This window comes from Pantoea sp. Z09, from assembly GCF_022394795.1.
GTDB lineage: Bacteria > Pseudomonadota > Gammaproteobacteria > Enterobacterales > Enterobacteriaceae > Pantoea > Pantoea latae.
Genome location: NZ_CP092373.1, coordinates 2,020,136 through 2,037,844, shown reverse-complemented (window position 1 = coordinate 2,037,844; position 17,709 = coordinate 2,020,136). Strand labels below are relative to the sequence as shown.

Here is a 17,709-nt window from a genome sequence, read left to right as displayed (position 1 = left end):
TTCTGCGCGTCCAGCCTTTTCGCGCTGGGCGACCAATCACCACAACCTGTGCTAAAGGAGACGTAGACATGGCAGCCACGCGCATTGAAAAAGATTCAATGGGGCCCATTGATGTACCCGAAGACAAGTTATGGGGCGCGCAAACGCAGCGCTCGCTGGAACACTTCCGTATCTCGACAGAAAAAATGCCTACCGAGCTGGTCTATGCGTTAGCGCAGACCAAGCGCGCCGCCGCCACCGTTAACCGCGATCTCGGCCTGCTGCCGGTCGAACGCGCGGACGCCATTGTTAAAGCCGCCGATGAGGTGCTGGCGGACCAGCACAGCGGTGAGTTCCCGCTGGCGATCTGGCAAACCGGCTCCGGCACCCAGACCAATATGAACATGAATGAGGTGCTGGCCAACCGCGCCAGCGAACTGCTCGGCGGCGAACGCGGCATGTCGCGCCTGGTGCATCCCAATGACGATGTGAATAAAAGCCAGAGTTCCAACGACGTCTTCCCGACGGCGATGCACGTCGCGGCGGTGATCGCGCTGCGCGAGAAGCTGATCCCGCAGATTGAAGTGCTGAAAAACACCCTGAGCGAGAAGTCCAGCGCCTTTAAAGATATCGTCAAGATTGGCCGTACCCATCTGCAGGATGCGACGCCGCTGACCCTGGGCCAGGAGATCTCCGGCTGGGTGGCGATGCTGGAACATAATCTTAAGCATATCGAGCAGAGCATTCCTCACGTCGCCGAACTGGCGCTGGGCGGCACCGCCGTCGGCACCGGGCTGAATACCCATCCCGAATATGCGGTGCGCGTGGCGAAAGCGCTGGCCGAGCTGACCGGACAGCCGTTCGTCACCGCGCCGAACAAGTTCGAGGCGCTGGCGACCACCGATGCGCTGGTGCACGCGCACGGCGCGCTGAAAGGGCTGGCGGCGTCGCTGATGAAGATCGCCAACGACGTGCGCTGGCTGGCGTCAGGCCCGCGCTGCGGCATCGGCGAACTCTCTATTCCAGAGAACGAGCCGGGCAGCTCTATCATGCCGGGCAAGGTGAATCCGACCCAGTGCGAAGCGCTGACCATGCTCTGCTGTCAGGTGATGGGCAACGACGTGGCGATCAACATCGGCGGCGCCTCGGGCAACTTCGAGCTGAACGTTTTCCGGCCGATGGTGATCCACAACTTCCTGCAGTCGGTGCGTCTGCTGGCTGACGGCATGGACAGCTTTAACCACCACTGCGCCGTCGGCATTGAGCCGAACCGCGATCGCATTTCGCAGCTGCTGAATGAATCGCTGATGCTGGTCACCGCGTTGAATACCCATATCGGCTATGACAAAGCAGCTGAAATTGCGAAAAAAGCGCACAAAGAGGGGCTGACGCTGAAAGGCTCGGCGCTGAAGCTCGGCTATCTCACCGAAGAGGAGTTTGACGCCTGGGTGCGTCCGGAAGAGATGGTCGGCAGCATGAAGGCGTAATCCAGCCAACACCAAAAGGCCAGCTTTGCTGGCCTTTTTGCGTTATATCGGGCAGTCGACCCACAGATGCAGCCGCGGGATCAGCAGGTTTAGCGGTTCCGCCGCCGGCTTATAGCGATGCTGCACGTTATCCGCGTTGTAGTTCAGCAGCTCTCCCAGCACCGGCACCTGCGTGCGGTCGCGACACAGCACCACGATCGGCGACGGGCAGGCGAGCTGGGTCTGCTTTTTCTCCTCGGCACGCCAGACGCGCGCGATAGGCTGCACCTTCACCGGCCGCTTGATCTTCAGCCGCGCGGTAGCGGGCAGGGCGCGCACGCTCTCCAGCTCATCCTGCACCTTCTCTGCCCACTGTTCGCGCGTCCAGGGCGCCTGCGCGCGATTGGCGCTCAGGCTGCGCTCCAGCTGCGCGACGATCTCTTCACGCTTGACGTTTTTGATGACGTGCTTGTTGGCCCAGCCGAAGCGCAGGCTGTCCGGCGCCTGCAGCAGGGTGATGGTGCGGTAGGCGTTGAGCGTGATCAGGCCGCGCAGATGCTGGTGCACGAACTCAAAGCGCGCCTCGCTCGGCAGCCCTGATTCCACGGTAATGATCTGCTCCAGCCGCGCTTTGTACTGATTGACCTGGGCGATCTGCGCGGTGAGGGCGGCGGCATGCTCATCATCAGCTTCGATGCAGATCGCGCCGGGCAGACGGACGGCCGCTTTGGTGCTGAGCTTCTCGGACTGATGCTGCATAAAGAGGCGACAGAAGTGCGCCAGCGCCATGTCGCGCGCGGTGGCGCCCAGATGCTGTTCCACGGCGATTTCCGTCACCGCGTCGTGCTCGTGGCCTTTTTCCACCGGGGGCAGGGAAAAGACGCGCGCAATCAGCAGCGGCTGCGCCATGATCATCTCGCGCAGCTCGCCGAGCGACTGTTCCAGGCTGTTTGCGCACTCATGCAGGTCGGATATCAGGTCATAACGCATTGGTTGCTCTCCCTAGTTACAACATACCTTACTCTGGCAGAGTGTGGCGCTGTGCGCAATATGTTCTAGTAGTTACAACATACATAAGGCATGCTTAATTCAAACCGTGCGGCCAGCAGGCTAACCAGTAAAAGTGGGGCAGCGGGTGCCGTTTCGGTTTTTTGCTTATGGCATAACATGTTATAAAAGTCGTTACCTGTAAAAAGCGGTGACAGATGTGGATCAACAGAATAAACCGGGCGTGCTGGCGGTCGTGGTGCTGGGCCTGGTGCAGATACTCTCATGGGGCGGTTCATTTTATCTGATGGCCGTCATGGCGACCCCCATCGTCGCGGAAACTGGCTGGTCGCAGCAGTGGGTTTACGGCGCGCTCTCGACCGGCATTCTGGTTTCCGGTCTGCTGGCGCCGCTTAGCGGACGCATTATCGCGCGCACCGGCGGCCGGATGCTGCTGGCGCTGAGCGGGGCGGTGATGGCGGTCGGGCTGGTTATCATGGGACTAAGCCACTCGCTGCTGCTCTTTTTGGGCGCCTGGGCGATTATCGGCGTCGGCATGGCGATGGGGCTGTACGATGCGCTGTTCGCCACGCTGGGCACGCGCTACGGCGGGCAGGCGCGCGGCGCCATTACCAGCATCACCCTGATTTCCGGCTTTTGCACCACGCTGGTCTGGCCCGGCACCGCCTTGCTGATCCATCTGCTAACGTGGCGCGGCGCCTGTTTCGCCATTGCCGCCATGCTGCTGCTGCTGGTATTACCTGCCTATTTCTACGCGCTGCCGAACCGGTCGCTGGCGCTTAAGCCGACAGCGCAGGCCGCGAGCGCGGCGCAGCAGGATATCGCGCCGTCGCTGTTCTGGCTGCTGTGCGCCATCTTTACCCTGGCCTCTGCGCTGGGGATCAGCGCCATCCTTGGCCCTTGCCAGGTCGGCTCGCGCATCGTCGATATTTTATTTAAGCGCGGCCATCCCATCTGGACCGCTTTTTTCTCGGTGGGGCTGGTGGCGCTGGGCCTGCTGCTGCTGGCACTGTTTCCGCAGCTGGCGCTGCTCAGTATGGTGCATTACGGCGCAGGAAACGGCCTGCGTGCGATTGTCAGGGGAACTTTACCGCTGGCGATGGTCAAACCAGAAGCCTATGCCGTCGTGGTGGGCCGCATGGCGCGTCCGGCGCTGATCGGACAGGCGCTGACGCCGCTGGCGGGCGGCTATGTCTTTGAAACCTTTGGCGCCTCCGCAACCATGGGGTTGCTTTGCGCGCTGGCATTGCTTAACGTGGCGCTGGTAATAGTGCTGAAACAGCGGCTGCCGGCGAGACCGGCGTCAGTGCCGTAGCAGTGGGGCGGAAGCCGCAGCGCCACTGGGCTGAACAGCTTGTGCTGTCGATGGCGATGTTTTAATGAATACGTGCCCTGGCGCAGCAGCCTTGCTTCTAAAAAGCAACAGTGTTTGTTATATTTATTGCTCACTGAATGTTCACTTACGCGGCAATAAAACAATAAGATGCACCGCAACTCAGGAAAATGAAATGCTTGATTACCGCTTCCCGACAGCTTTGCAAATGGTTCTTAGCGTAGCGATGGCGGAGCAAATGGGTAAACGCTCGACCAGCGCCATTCTGGCATACGGTCTTGAAGCGAACCCCAGTTTCATCCGCAAGCTGATGGTTCCGCTGACGCGCGACGGCATTATCGTCTCGACGCTGGGGCGTACCGGTTCGATCCATCTGGGGCGTCCGGCCAGCGAAATCACGCTGCGCGATATCTACACCTCAGTGATTGAAGACAAAAAGCTCTGGGCGTCGCGTCCTGACGTCGCGCCGCGCTGCCTGGTCAGCGCCAACCTCTGCTGGTACTTCAAATCGATTGCCGACGAAGCCGAGCAGGCCTCGCTGGACGTGCTGGCAAAACGCACCGTCGCCGACGCCCTCGAAGAGCTGAAAAAAGGCAACGAAACCGAGTGCGCCCCGGTGCTGGAACCGGATGCTATCGAAGACCTGTGCAAAAAAAGCCGCTAACCGCGGCTTTTTTTATGCCCGGCAACGCCGGAGTTCAATAGCCAGGATTAATCAATAACAGACTGAAGCAAAAAAAACCGCCCAAATGGCGGTTTTTTTATTCGATTGATTTTTCAGGATAATAGTATTTTATCTGCTGTTTATTTTTATCTAAGGAGAGAGAAGTGGCATTAATCAATTGTCCGGAATGTAAAGCGGCAATCAGCGATTCAGCATTTAAATGTCCTTCATGCGGGCATCAGGTAAAAAAACCAAAGCGAACGCTGTTTGGAAAAATTGTGAAGATCGTATTTATCCTCTTCAACCTTCTGATGATTTATTCCATTTTCAGCGGGATGGGCGCAAGCGGAGACGTCATCAACCACGCTGCTTCAGATGCAGAACGGGCCGGCGCTGCGCTGGGGGCTGGAATGGGCGCAATGATGCTAGGGATTCTCTGGGTCGTAGGGGATATCATTATCGGCACGCTGGTTTTTCTGACGCGCCCCAAAGCCTGATCATACCTCCCGTAAAGCAGGTACATGCGTGTGAACATAAAAAGCCGCTGATGCGGCTTTTATTAGGGTTAAGCCATTTCCTGCCGCGTTATTTTTTCCGTAATGGATGCTGCTTCCAGCGCATGACCAGCCACTCAAATTCCTGATACGTTGTCTCTGAGTGAATATGCTCTCTAATCGCCTTAATCAGGGGCTCCGCAATATCCCATGCTTGAATAACAGTAGTAAAAGAGGTTCTCTTAATCATCTGCTCATCATATATCCCTTCACGAATACTGACGGCAACTCTCTCATAAAAGTTTAAAATGTATTGTAACTTGCGTCGCTCAAGCATCTCTTTTTCCGGTAATGACTCCAACTTACTGATAGTGTTTTATGTTCAGATAATGCCCGATGACCTTGTCATGCAGCTCCACCGATTTTGAGAACGACAGTGACTTCCGTCCCAGCCTTGCCAGATGTTGTCTCAGATTCAGGTTATGTCGCTCAATGCGCTGAGTGTAACGCTTGCTGATAACGTGCAGCTTTCCCTTCAGGCGTGATTCGTACAGCGGCCAGCCATCCGTCATCCATACCACGACCTCAAAGGCCGACAGCAGGCTCAGAAGACGCTCCAGTGTGGCCAGAGTGCGTTCACCGAAGACGTGCGCCACAACCGTCCTCCGTATCCTGTCATACGCGTAAAACAGCCAGCGCTGACGTGACTTAGCACCGACGTAGCCCCACTGTTCGTCCATTTCAGCGCAGACAATCACATCACTGCCCGGTTGTATGCGCGAGGTTACCGACTGCGGCCTGAGTTTTTTAAGTGACGTAAAACCGTGTTGAGGCCAATGCCCATAATGCGTGCACTGGCGCGACATCCGACGCCATTCATGGCCATATCAATGATTGTCTGGTGCGTACCGGGCTGAGAGGCGGTGTAAGTGAACTGTAGTTGCCATGTTTTACGGCAATGAGAGCAGAGATAGCGCTGATGTCCGGCAGTGCTTTTGCCGTTACGCACCACGCCTTCAGTAGCGGAGCAGGAAGGACATCTGATGGAAATGGAAGCCACGCAAGCACCTTAAAATCACCATCATACACTAAATCAGTAAGTTGGCAGCATTACCCTTTTTCCGTTATTATTTTACCTTCTCGCGGAAAAATATATGAACGAAAAGACTTACCTGAACGATTTACTTTTTTAAGAACGTGTAAAGATTCCGTGTAATCTTTATCCTGGCGGCTTTCAAATAAAAATTTTGCTGTCTCTGTTTTTTTGGCTGTGCGCACGTTATAGAAGATGGCGCATGTAGCGACGATAACGCCAAGCAGGACGATGGCGTTACTGATGAATGGCCAGACAGGCAGGTTTGAAGTCATATTTTTCATCCATGAAAAAGAAAGGCGGGTTGCTTCCCCGCCTTAGTTACTTTGCGGCTGCTTAAAACCCGTCAAATTCGTCTCTTACTTTGTTCATATAGCCCCCATGAATAGACTTATTGCTTTCGCCTTAATAGTTAATTCTTCATGATCTTGCTGTTCCGGAAATTAACCTGGGAGGTTTTCGCTGTCAATTACTTGTCTGGCTGAATTGCGTAGCGTTACGCAGTTTTCACATTCTGTTTCCATCATCTGAATAAAAGAAAGGGCGGTCATCGACCGCCCTCAACTATTTACGCTGTCTGCAGCGCCTCTTTCGGCGCCTTGCGCGTCACCAGCTTACGCAGCGTGACGTAAAACACCGGCGTCAGGAACAGGCCGAACAGCGTCACGCCCAGCATCCCGGCGAACACGGTAATGCCGGTCACGCCGCGTACTTCCGCGCCCGCGCCTTCGCCGAGAATCAACGGTACGGTGCCGGCGATAAAGGCGATAGAGGTCATCACAATCGGCCGCAGACGCAGGCGACAGGCTTCCAGCGCCGCCTCCACGATGCCTTTGCCCTGCATCTCCAGCTCGCGCGCGAACTCCACGATAAGAATAGCGTTCTTACACGCCAGCCCCATCAGCACCACCAGACCGACCTGCACGAAGACGTTGTTATCGCCGCCCGTCAGCCAGACGCCGACCAGCGCCGACAGCATGGTTACCGGCACGATCAGGATCACCGCCAGCGGCAGCGTCCAGCTCTCATAGAGCGCGGCCAGCACCAGGAACGCCAGCAGCACCGCCACCGGGAAGACGATAAAGGCGGTATTGCCCTGAGTCGCCTGCTGATAGCTCAGATCGGTCCACTCGATATTCATGCCGTTCGGCAGCAGCTGACCGGACATCGCTTCCAGCTGGGTCATCGCCTGGGCGGAAGAGAGCACGCGCGGATCGGCGTCGCCAATCAGGTCCGCCGCCGGGTAGCCGTTGTAGCGGATCACCGGATCGGGGCCGTAGGTGGTGGTGATATGCACCATACTGCCGATGGGCACCATCTCACCGCGATCGTTGCGGGTGCGCAGGTTGGCGATATCCTCCACGCTGTCGCGGAACTCGCCGTCCGCCTGCGCCATCACGCGCCAGGTGCGGCCGAAACGGTTGAAGTCGTTAACATACGACGAGCCGAGATAGGTCTGCAGCGTGCTGAAGAGATCGGTCAGCGACACACCCTGCGCCTTGGCTTTATCGCGGTCGACCTGCACGTCGAGCTGCGGCACGTTCGCCTGATAAGAGGAGATGGGATAGTGCATGCCTGGGGTCTGCATCACCGCGCCGGAGAGGGTGTTGATCGCCGTCTGTAGCGCGCCGTAGCCCAGCCCTGCGCGGTCCTGCACGTAGAGCGAATAGCCCGACCCCTGGCCGAGGCCGAGGATTGGCGGCGGCATAATCGAGAAGCCGAAGCCCTGCTGCAGCTGGGCGATCTTCGCGTTGATTTCCGCGTTGATCTCCGCCGCGCTGTGGGTGCGCTCGCTGAACGGCTTCAGGCCGAAGAACACCGTGCCGGTATTCGGCGTGTTGGTGAACTGCAGCGCGTTCAGGCCGGGGAAGGCGACAGAGTAGGCGACGCCTTCGGTGTTCATGCCGATTTCGCTCATCTTACGGATCATCTCGTCGGTGCGCTCCAGCGACGAGCCTTCCGGCATCTTCACGCCGCCGATCAGATAGAGCTTATCCTGGGTCGGGATAAAACCGCCCGGCACCGCGTGGAACATAAAGCCCGCGCCCGCCAGCAGCAGCACATAGACGCCGAACACCGCGCCGCGTCGGCGCAGCGTTTTGCCGACCAGCCCTTCATAGCCGTGCGCGCTGCGGTTAAAGAAGCGGTTGAACGGACGGAACAGCCAGCCAAGCAGGCGATCGATAATGCGCGTCGGAATATCTTTCGGCGCATGGTGATCTTTCAGCAGCTTCGCCGCCAGCGCTGGAGAGAGCGTCAGCGAATTGATGGCGGAGATCACCGTGGAGATGGCGATAGTCACCGCGAACTGCTTGTAGAACTGGCCGGTGACGCCGGAGAGAAACGCCATCGGCACAAATACGGCGCACAGCACCAGCGCGATGGCGACAATCGGCCCGGAAACTTCGCGCATCGCCTGATGCGCCGCCGCCTGCGGCGACAGGCCCAGCGCGATATTACGCTCGACGTTTTCCACCACCACGATGGCGTCATCCACCACGATGCCGATCGCCAGTACCAGCCCGAACAGGCTCAGGGTGTTGAGCGAGAAGCCGAGCAGGTAGAGCACGCTAAAGGTCCCGACCACTGACACCGGCACCGCCAGCAGCGGAATAATCGAGGCGCGCCAGGTCTGCAGGAACAGGATCACCACCAGTACCACCAGGGCGACCGCTTCCAGCAGCGTATGCACTACCGCGCTGATCGAGTCGCGCACGAACACGGTAGGGTCGTAGGGCGCGGCCCACTGCACGTCGTCCGGGAAGCGCGTCGCCAGCTCGTTCATTTTGGCGCGCACCGCGTTAGAGAGATCGATGGCGTTGGCGCCAGGTGCCTGGAAAATACCGATGCCGACCGCGTCTTTGTTGTTGAGCTGCGAGCGCAGCGCGTAGCTGCCAGAACCCATCTCAATACGCGCCACGTCGCGCAGCCGCACCAGCGAGCCGTCGTCGGAGGTTTTCAGGATGATATTGCCGAACTGCTGCTCGTTTTCGAGGCGGCCAGCGGTGTTGATGGACAACAGAAAGTCAGACTGCTTCTTCAGCGGTTCGGCGCCGAGCTGGCCGGCCGACACCTGCACGTTCTGCTCCTGCATCGCCGTCACCACGTCGGCGGCGGTCAGGCCGCGTGCGGCCACCTTGTTGGGATCGAGCCAGACGCGCATCGCATACTCGCCCGCGCCGAAGATCTGGATCTGGCCGACGCCCGGCAGGCGCGCCAGCTCATCTTTCACCTTCAGCGTGGCGTAGTTGCGCAGGTAGAGCGAGTCGTACTTGCCGTGCGGCGAGAACATATGCACCACCAGCGTCAGCGTCGGCGACATCTTCTGGGTGGTGATGCCGAGGCGGCGCACATCTTCTGGCAGACGCGCCTCCGCCTGGGCGACGCGGTTCTGCACCTGAACCTGTGCCTGATCGGGATCGGTGCCTGGGCGGAAGGTGACGGTGGTCACCAGCACGCCGTCGGAGCCGGCCACCGACTTCATATACATCATGTTCTCAACGCCGTTGATCGCCTCTTCCAGCGGCGTCGCCACCGAGTCGGCAATCACCTTTGGGTTAGCGCCGGGATATTCGGCGCGCACCTGCACGCTGGGCGGCACCACGTCGGGATACTCGCTGATCGGCAGCAGCGGAATGGCGATCAGGCCGGTCACAAAAATCAAAATCGACAAAACGGCGGCGAAGATCGGCCGGTCGATAAAAAAGCGGGAAAAGTCCATAGCGGCAGTAGCCTCAGTTAGTTGGCGTGAGCCGCGCGCATCGCGACCTGCTGGGCCGTGACCGGCATGCCGGGCATAAACACTTTCTGCAGGCCGTCAACGATCACCCGATCGCCCGGCTGCAGCCCGTTTTTCACAATGCGCAGGCCCTCGGCCATCTCGCCGGGCTGAATATCGCGGCGCTGCGCTTTGCCGTCTTTATCCACCACATAGACATATTTGCGATCCTGGTCGGTAAGCACCGCCTTATCGTCGATCAGCAGCGCCTGAAACTCCGCGCTGCCCGGCAGACGCACGCGCGAGAAGAGGCCCGGCGTAAACTGACGCTGCTGGTTGTCGAGCTGGGCGCGCATGCGGATGGTGCCGGTGCTGGCGGTCAGCTGGTTGTCGGTGAAGTCGACCACGCCACGGTGCGGATAGCCGTTTTCGCCGGCCAGGCCGATCTCGACCGGCAGCGAGCCGCGCTGCTGGCCCTGGCGCGCCATCGCCTGGTAGTGCAGAAAGGTAGTTTCATCGACGTCGAAGTAGACATACATGCGGTCCTGCGACACCAGCGAGGTGAGCACGCTGGCGCTGTCGCCGGCGGTCACCAGGTTGCCGGTGGTGATCATGGCGCGACTGGCGCGTCCGTCGATCGGCGCGGTGACGCGGGTAAAGTCGAGATTAAGCTGCGCCATATCGACCGCCGCCTCGGCGGAGAGCACGTCGGCCTGCGCCTGACTGGCGGCGGAGCGGCGCTGCTCCCACTGCTCGCGCGAAATCGCCTGGCTGCCGATCAGCTTCTCGGTGCGCGCCGATTCGCTGCGCGCCAGCGCGGCCTGACTGCGCGCGCGCGCCAGTTCAGCCTTCGCCTGCTCCAGCGCGGCACGGTAGGTGCGATCGTCGATGGTGAACAGCACCTGGCCTTTTTTCACCTCGTCGCCTTCGCGGTAGTTCACCGCGTCGATATAGCCGGAGACGCGCGGGCGCAGCTGCACGCTCTGCACCGCCTCGATGCGCCCGTTAAAACTGTCCCACTGGCTGACCGGTTTCTGCACCACATCGGCGACGCTGACCTGAGGCGGCGGCGGCGGGGCGTTTTTCGCCACGCCTTTGTCACATCCGCTGAGTATGCTGGCCAGCAGCGCCGCGCCCAGAAGGGTTGAACCCTGACGAACCCACTTCGTTTGTCTGTTCATTATTGTTATTCCGCATAGCGTTAAAAAAGAGCCCACACGCGCGAGCCAATATTTGCAACTTTTAAGATTGCAATTAATCGCGAGGAGTGTAGGCTCGTGCATCAGGCAACTGCAAGAATATCTGATACACTTTATGTGCGGTTTTGACTGAGACGAAACGCCGACGGAGCGGGGGAAGAGAATGACCTTACGGCGAGTGCGGCATTTAATGTATCAATCCAACTTGCATTAAATGGCAAAGTCAGTCACCCTTAAAGTGTAATTGCAACTGATACTGATACTGTTCGCAACGGCGACGGGAGAAAATGGGATGATGAGCGACGCATTTATTCACGATCTTATCGACTGGATCGACAACAACATCGAAGCACGTCTGGATCTGGACACCGTATCGGAGCGCGCAGGCTACTCCAAGTGGCACCTGCAGCGTATGTTCAAAGAGCATACCGGTTATCCGCTGGGCGAATACATCCGCATGAAGAAACTGAAAAAATCAGCGGATCGCCTGACCACCACCAACGAACCGATCCTCAACGTGGCGATTTCGCTGGGCTTCGACTCGCAGCAATCCTTCAACCGCAGTTTTAAACGCCAGTATGGCGTCGCGCCTGGCGCATGGCGTCGTCACGGTGCCCAGATGCAAGTGATGCAGTGATCCCCGCAGGGCCAGCTATGCTGGCCCGCGCTGTATCTGACAAGTAAAGCTGGTATCATCTGCGTCCTGTTGTCTGGGATGCCATCATGTCGAAAAAACTCTGGATCGCACTGATTATCGTGCTTGCGGCCGCCTGGGCCGGTCTTAAACCCCATCTGAACGCTCTGCCTTCGTCCGACGCCCGCGATATCAGTTCGCTGACCGATGCGCGCACCGTGGCGCGTTACCTGCTGCAACATCAGCAGCTGCCTGACTACTACATCAGCAAGAACGACGCACGCCGTCTCGGCTGGGATCCCGCCAGAGGCAATCTGTGCGACGCGCTGCCGGGCAAAGCGATCGGCGGCGACCGCTTCGGCAACCGCGAAAAGCGCCTGCCGCAGCGCAGCGGGCGCCTGTGGTATGAGGCGGACGTCAACTACCGCTGCGGCCACCGTGAGGCGGATCGGCTGGTTTACTCCTCCGACGGCCTGGTCTATATCACCACCGATCACTACCGCAGCTTTAAGCAGGTGCCGTAACCATGCTGACCATCACGCTCGATTTCCGTCATCTTCAGGATCGCGACGCGCTCTATCGGGCGCTGGCGCAGCAGAGCCACTGTCCGTTCACCTTCGGCAATAATCTGGACGCGCTGTGGGACTGGATCACCGGCGGCATGGCGCTGCCGGCGCGCATTCACCTGCGCCATGCGGCGGGGCTGGAGAACAGCGAAACGTTCGGCGCCGTGCTGGCGCTGCTGGAAGAGGCGGCGCAGGCGCTGGAGGGCGACCTGCGCCTGAAGCGCGATTAACTGCGCAGCGAGGCGAGGATGGCCGCCAGCGCGTGGCGCGCGGCGGGCGTGAGATCGCGACCGCCGGCGTAGCCGTTGTTTTCAAGGATCACCGCGTTCAGCCCCACCAGCCAGTCATAGATATAGTAGGCGGTATGGTTAGCGGGCGCGGCGGAGAGCCGCGTCAGGCGCTGCCCGGCGGAAAAATTGACGCTCGGCGCCGGCGGGCGCGCGAAAATCGGCTGGCCGCGATTGACGCGGCTCGGCGGACGCGCCGCCTCGTCGCGCTGCAAAAAGCCGAGCCAGGCGACAAAATCTCCCAGCACCGTCATCGCCCGCGAAACCTGACGATCGGCGCGCGACTCGTGCGTCACCGCCTGATTTTCCGGCTCGTGCAGCGCCTGCTCCAGCCTGGAGAGGATATCAAGGCGGAAGCTGGCGACGATCAGCTCCTCCACCAGCCACTCCAGCGTCACGCGATCCACATTCAGCAGCGTCAACAGGCTGCGGTTCTCCGGCAGCTCGCGCAGATGATCGAGCCACAGCGCCATCACCTGACGCGCGAAGCTCTGGCCGGCGGCGCTCACCGGCTGCTGTCCCGCCGCCGGATCGGCCAGCGGCGCGTCGCTGAAAAGATCGAATTCAAAACCAACGCCAAAGTGCTGCGCGGGCGCGTCGGTGCGGATTGCCGCGGCGCTGGGCGCGTCATGCTGGCTCAGCCAGAGCTGACGCAGGGTGTCGCGCGGCGGCTGCAGCCGCTCCAGCAGCTCGCCGTGCAGGCCGGTGCGGTGCTGCAAACACTTCAACAGCGTATCGGCGATGGTTTGCTTGCGCGCGGCCTGCTCGGGGCTGGCCTCGGCGTCGGTCCAGGGCAGCAGCCGACGCTCCAGCACGCTGTGCTGCAGGTCGCGTAGCTCCGCCACCAGCCGCTCGCGGCGCGCATCGGGCTGCATCTCATCCTGAAGCCACTCCGCCATGCGGTCGACGCCGGCGCGATCGAGCGCCAGCATCGAGCCCCAGCGCTGGCCGGGCTGGCCAATCTGACGCTGCACCGCTTCATCGACGTTGATCTGCTGATGGCGCGCGTCGTAAGGGGTGATGGCCCAAATCAGGCGCGGCTTTTCGCCGCTCTCACGCAGCGGCTGATGCAGCTGCCATTCGCGCAGGGCGCGGCTGGCGAGATCGACATCCTGACGCTGGCTGGCGGCGGTGCAGATCAGCATCAGATCGATGCCCTGACGGCCGGCGTAGAGGCCAGGCAGCAGGGCGCGTTTCTGCTCCAGCGCCAGGGCGAACAGCGGATCCTGCTGCGCCAGGCGCTGGCGCTCGTCACGCGCTGCCGCGTCGGCGGGCACGCCGGGCGCGGGCAGATCCAGCATATCGGCGTCGTCATACAGGGCGGTGCGCGGCGTCGAACTCAGCGGCATCACCAGCTCCAGCGTCAGCAGCGCCAGCCAGCCGAGCGGCACCTGCTGCGGCTTGCCGATGCGGTTGCCGTTGAGCGGGCAGACTTCCACCTTCATCTGCCGATCCTGCTCGCTGGCGTGGGCGATCAGCTGTTCGCTCGGCAGCAGGGCGTGATCCACCAGCAAGCTGAGCGGCGCGAGCACGCGGCTGGCGCTGCGCAGCTGATGACGCAGGTGCAGCAGATGGCGCAGCATCTCGCTCAGCGCCGGCTGCGTCGGCCAGAGCAGCGCGAAGAGCTGCACCCGGTCGTCGACGCTGAGGGCGGGCGCCAGTTCGACCGCCTGCGGCCAGAAGTGACGGTCGAGTCGCGCCTCGTGCAGGCGGTGACGGCGGCTCCAGGCCCAGAGCGTCACCAGCGCGTCGCCGTCGAGCCCGCCGACGGGCGCGTTGAGCCGCTGGCGCTGCAAACGCTGCAGCTGCTGGTCAAGCTGCGCGCTTTCCGGCTGCGGCGCCTCGGCGCGGCAGCTCAGCACCAGGCGTAAAATTTCCGCCTCGCTCATCAGCGCCAGCTCAACCGGCCACTCGCCGGAGAGGGGTTCACGCTGATGGCAGTAGCGCGTCGCGGCGGCAAAGTCGAGGTTGCCGGGATTGATCTGCTGAAACACGTTGAGGGTTTTCTCGCCGAGGCGCGCCAGCATCTGGCCCTGCGCGTCGGCGACCATTTCGCTCAGCAGCCAGGCTTTGCCCGCCTGCGACTGGCCGAACAGCGCCAGCGTCACCGGGCGTGCCACCTGCTGCGCCAGGGCGTCGCTCTGCGCGCGGGCGCGGCGCAGCTGACGCGTGACGGTCTCCGCCTCCAGCGCCAGGCGCGGCGCGGCGTCACGGTGTTCGGCAATCCAGCCGAGGCTGGCGTTGAGCGCCTCCTGCAGCAGGCTAAGACGTTTTGCCAGCGTCTGCGGCTGGCGCGGTTTTACAGTTCTCATCGTTTACACAGGCTTCCGCTGTCGATCCAGTACTGGGCATGGGCGTTGCCCGTCGGCGAGAGGGTATTGAGTTTCAGGCTCAGTTGCTCAAGCGGCACGCGCGTGCCGTCGTCGAGGCGCGCGTCGCTCAGCACCAGCCGCTCCGGTCCCGGCAGCACCGGGCCGGGCGCGACCGCCAGCTTCACGCGCAGCACGCTCTCGCCGGCAACCTTACGCGCCAGCTGGGCGTCGTTCAGCGTCAGGCTGTAGAGCGGCGAGGCGGGCCAGCGATCGTTGTCGAGCTGGCGAAAGCCGAGGCAGACGTTGCCGCGAATGCGAAAGCTGCTTTTACGATCGAGCGCGAAGCTGCCATCGTCGAGATCGATATCGCTGTAGCAGAGATTATCGTCGGTCAGCGCCTGGTTTTCGTCGAGCACGCCGAGGTAGCGGATGGTCGAGTAGGGTTCGAAATCGCCCGCGCGGAACCAGAAGCTGTTCAGACGCAGATCCAGCGCCAGCAGGCAGAGCATGGCGCCCACCGCCGCAGTGGATTTCGGGTTGTCGATACGCCCATGTTTATTAAAGGGATACCAGTCGCTGGTGTGGTAGCCCTCCAGCGAGAGAATGCGGCTGCCCGGCAGCGGCTGCAGATGACGCACCAGCGCCTGAATGCCGGGGAAGCGCGACGGCCGACCGGTGAGCAGCAGCACGTCGCACTGATAGAGCGATACCACTTCGCACATCGAGCGCAGCGCCGGAATGATCGCCATGCGGTGCTGCATAAACTCGGCGTGCAGCTGCGCCAGGCTGACGATCAGCGGCACCTGCAGCAGATCGAACGCGCTCTCGGCGCCCAGCGCGCGCTGGATTTCGCCGTTGATAAAGGCGAGCACCGCGTCGGCGGGACGCTGTTCGACCAGCTCGCCGAACAGGGCGTTGATCTCCGCGTGGCTCTCCAGCGGATCCCAGTTCTCATAGCGCTCCAGCACCGCCTGCGCCAGCGGAATAAAGAGCTGCAGCGTCGCCTGCTGGCGCAGCGTGGCCTGGCCGTCGAGGCGGCCGTCGTGGCCGAACAGCTTGTTCAGCAGCGGCTCGGCCAGCGCGAGGCCCGCTTTTTGCAGGCTCTGCTGCAGCGCGGGCAGGATCCAGAGCTGGATCACGTCCAGCAGAATATCGTCACCCGCGACCTTGAAGCCTTCGCGGAACAGCAGCCGCGGGGTGATCTTGACGTTATTGCCCTGGCCGTCGTCGAGACGGTAGTGGGTAATCGCCAGATCGGTGGTGCCGCCGCCGATATCGATCGAGGCGATGCGCAGGCTTTTGCCCGCCACCTCGTCCGCTTCGCGCGGCCGATCCGGACGCGCGGTGCTGCTGAAGAAATCCTGCGCGCGACCGGCGAAGTTGACCTGGGTTTCGTTGAACAGCCAGACCATCTGGCCGCAGGTGGCTTCATCCCACTCCATCTGCACGTCGGGCACCGGCTTGCGGCAGACCGGCGGCGCGGCGGCGTCGAACGGCTCGTCGCCGGCGTGCCAGCCTTCCGCTTTCCACACCAGGGCGATCGCCTGCTGCATGCGGCGACGGAAAATCTCGCGCTCCGGCTTCGGCATCGCCGACGGCAGCGTCAGGATGACGTGGCGCAGCTGACGCGGCGCGTGGCTCTGCGGCATGCGCTGGCGCTGCGCGGCGCTGTTCATCTGCATCAGCGCCTGCGCCAGCAGCTCGCACAGCATAAAGGTCATCAGCGAGCTGCGGCTGTAGTGGGCGGAAAAAACCGGCAGGCGATCGTCGGCGGCGAGGGCGTGCAGCGGCTCGCCTTCGTCATTGAGCAAGAAGGTGAAGGGCGCGGCGTTGGCCTGCGGCTCGTTGGCGCCCTGCGGCTGGTTAAAGCGCCAGCCTGGCTGATAGCGCGCCTCGTCCCACAGGTAGCGGCGCGGGCTGGAGATGCCGGTGCTGCCCTCAAGGCCGGCGCGCTGCAGCGCCAGACGGCTCGCTTCGCGGCCGACGCGCGTCAGCGACGGCCACATAAAGGCGTTTTCGCGGCCGCTCTGCAGGGAAAAGTTCGCCTTGCCGAAGTGCGTTTCGGCGAACTCCAGCCGGCTGTCGAACAGTTCGTTATAGACCTGATGCGGCTGCGACAGGTCGCGCAGCTGCAGTTCATAGGTCTGCTTCAGGCCGTTGCTCTCTTCGGGATGATCCTCCACCAGAATGCCGCAGGTGTGCGAGTTGCCGACGTCGAGAATAATGTCGACGTTGACGGCGGGCGTCTGCTGGCTGGCGGCCTGAATATGGATATCGCTGAGGTTGAGCTGCTCGCCGAGCAGTTCGAGCAGATTAAGGTAGTGCGCCTGATATTCGAACTCGCGCAGCGCCTGGGCAATCGCCTGCTCGCGGCGGTCGCCGACGCGATCGCTGAAGGATTCGCGCAGCCAGCCGTCTACCCAGGGGTGATCGAGAAACTCACCCAGCTCATAGTTGTGCCAGGCGAGGGAAAAGGTGACGCCGTTTTGCGCGTCGGCGGGCGTCAGGCCGAGCGGCTCTTCGCCCTCCGCCACGAGGCGGGTATCGAACGCCAGGGTGGCGCGATGAGTGTTGCCCGCCGCATCGGGCTGCGCCAGCGCGGTCAGACGCAGACGCGCCCAGTTTTCCGGGCCGCCGATAAAGCGTCGGCCGCTGGCGCAGCGCAGCATCGGCAGCGGCAGCCAGCAGTCCGCCAGCAGCGCCAGCGAGTCGACCAGCGCCACGTCCGATTCGGGACGCACCACTTCCGGCGCGCCGCCGTCCTCGGGATAGAGCAGAAACTTGCCGCTGTTGCCGTCAACGTTGAGGCGCAGCAGCGGACCGTTCGCCGTCTGACGCACAAACTGGCGGCGCGCCTGGCCGGCGGCGATGCGCAGGCCGAAGTCGAGAAACTGCACGCCGCTCTCTTCGATCAGCGTGATTTTTTGTTTGTCATCGATCAGGGGAGCCAACATGG

General features: G+C 61.5%; 13 protein-coding genes and 2 pseudogenes. 7 read left to right on the top strand and 8 right to left on the bottom strand.

What is annotated here, in order from left to right; genetic code table 11:
* Positions 1 to 68: 68 nt before the first annotated feature.
* Positions 69 to 1,466, top strand: coding sequence for a class II fumarate hydratase (gene fumC, locus MC269_RS09740; protein WP_239952251.1), 1,398 nt, complete (start codon positions 69 to 71; stop codon positions 1,464 to 1,466).
* A 42-nt stretch (positions 1,467 to 1,508) separates the two neighbouring features.
* On the opposite strand, the gene tus is transcribed toward fumC, so the two are convergent.
* Complete coding sequence (gene tus, locus MC269_RS09735) at positions 1,509 to 2,435, bottom strand: DNA replication terminus site-binding protein (protein ID WP_239952250.1); 927 nt, start codon at positions 2,433 to 2,435, stop codon at positions 1,509 to 1,511.
* 217 nt (positions 2,436 to 2,652) lie between these two features.
* Between tus and MC269_RS09730 the strand changes: the two genes are divergently transcribed.
* From MC269_RS09730 to MC269_RS09720, 3 genes are all read left to right on the top strand, one after another.
* The gene (locus MC269_RS09730) at positions 2,653 to 3,768 is read left to right on the top strand and encodes an MFS transporter (RefSeq protein ID WP_239952249.1); all 1,116 of its coding nucleotides are present in this window, start codon (positions 2,653 to 2,655) and stop codon (positions 3,766 to 3,768) included.
* Between the two features lie 193 nt (positions 3,769 to 3,961).
* Positions 3,962 to 4,450, top strand: a complete 489-nt coding sequence (locus MC269_RS09725; RefSeq protein WP_033789942.1) for an Rrf2 family transcriptional regulator — start codon at positions 3,962 to 3,964, stop codon at positions 4,448 to 4,450.
* A 164-nt stretch (positions 4,451 to 4,614) separates the two neighbouring features.
* Entirely contained in the window at positions 4,615 to 4,947 is a 333-nt protein-coding gene (locus tag MC269_RS09720; protein ID WP_239952248.1) for a zinc ribbon domain-containing protein, read from the top strand.
* A gap of 88 nt (positions 4,948 to 5,035) precedes the next feature.
* On the opposite strand, the pseudogene MC269_RS09715 reads toward MC269_RS09720, so the two are convergent.
* The 5 genes and pseudogenes from MC269_RS09715 to MC269_RS09695 all read right to left on the bottom strand — a co-directional run.
* Positions 5,036 to 5,284 (bottom strand): annotated as a pseudogene (locus tag MC269_RS09715) (DUF4760 domain-containing protein); the annotation flags it as partial.
* 22 nt (positions 5,285 to 5,306) lie between these two features.
* A protein-coding gene (locus MC269_RS09710) for an IS1 family transposase (RefSeq protein WP_239952247.1) occupies positions 5,307 to 6,004 on the bottom strand; the annotation gives its coding sequence in 2 pieces (ribosomal slippage) (positions 5,307 to 5,755 and positions 5,755 to 6,004; 699 coding nt in all).
* A gap of 56 nt (positions 6,005 to 6,060) precedes the next feature.
* Positions 6,061 to 6,312: pseudogene (locus MC269_RS09705) on the bottom strand (DUF4760 domain-containing protein); the annotation flags it as partial.
* A gap of 293 nt (positions 6,313 to 6,605) precedes the next feature.
* On the bottom strand, positions 6,606 to 9,758 hold the full coding sequence (gene oqxB, locus MC269_RS09700; RefSeq protein ID WP_239952246.1) for a multidrug efflux RND transporter permease subunit OqxB: 3,153 nt from the start codon (positions 9,756 to 9,758) through the stop codon (positions 6,606 to 6,608).
* Positions 9,759 to 9,775: 17 nt separating this feature from the next.
* Entirely contained in the window at positions 9,776 to 10,936 is a 1,161-nt protein-coding gene (locus MC269_RS09695; protein ID WP_239952245.1) for an efflux RND transporter periplasmic adaptor subunit, read from the bottom strand.
* 310 nt (positions 10,937 to 11,246) lie between these two features.
* Here MC269_RS09695 and MC269_RS09690 point away from each other — a divergent pair, with 310 nt between their 5' ends.
* The 3 genes from MC269_RS09690 (at position 11,247) to MC269_RS09680 (ending at position 12,384) form a co-directional block, all read left to right on the top strand.
* Complete coding sequence (locus MC269_RS09690) at positions 11,247 to 11,591, top strand: helix-turn-helix domain-containing protein (protein WP_081137479.1); 345 nt, start codon at positions 11,247 to 11,249, stop codon at positions 11,589 to 11,591.
* Between the two features lie 86 nt (positions 11,592 to 11,677).
* Positions 11,678 to 12,112, top strand: coding sequence for a ribonuclease domain-containing protein (locus MC269_RS09685; protein ID WP_081137482.1), 435 nt, complete (start codon positions 11,678 to 11,680; stop codon positions 12,110 to 12,112).
* A 2-nt stretch (positions 12,113 to 12,114) separates the two neighbouring features.
* Positions 12,115 to 12,384, top strand: a complete 270-nt coding sequence (locus MC269_RS09680; RefSeq protein ID WP_239952244.1) for a barstar family protein — start codon at positions 12,115 to 12,117, stop codon at positions 12,382 to 12,384.
* Here the strand turns inward: MC269_RS09680 and MC269_RS09675 are convergent.
* Together MC269_RS09675 and MC269_RS09670 are read right to left on the bottom strand one after the other, a co-directional pair.
* A complete protein-coding gene (locus MC269_RS09675) occupies positions 12,381 to 14,753 on the bottom strand; it encodes a virulence factor SrfC family protein (RefSeq protein WP_239952243.1) in 2,373 nt (790 codons plus the stop codon). The two genes, MC269_RS09680 and MC269_RS09675, sit on opposite strands and share 4 nt — an antisense overlap.
* The gene (locus tag MC269_RS09670) at positions 14,750 to 17,707 is read right to left on the bottom strand and encodes a virulence factor SrfB (RefSeq protein ID WP_239952242.1); all 2,958 of its coding nucleotides are present in this window, start codon (positions 17,705 to 17,707) and stop codon (positions 14,750 to 14,752) included. Before MC269_RS09670 ends, MC269_RS09675 begins: the two co-directional genes overlap by 4 nt.
* Between the last annotated feature and the right edge of the window lie 2 nt (positions 17,708 to 17,709).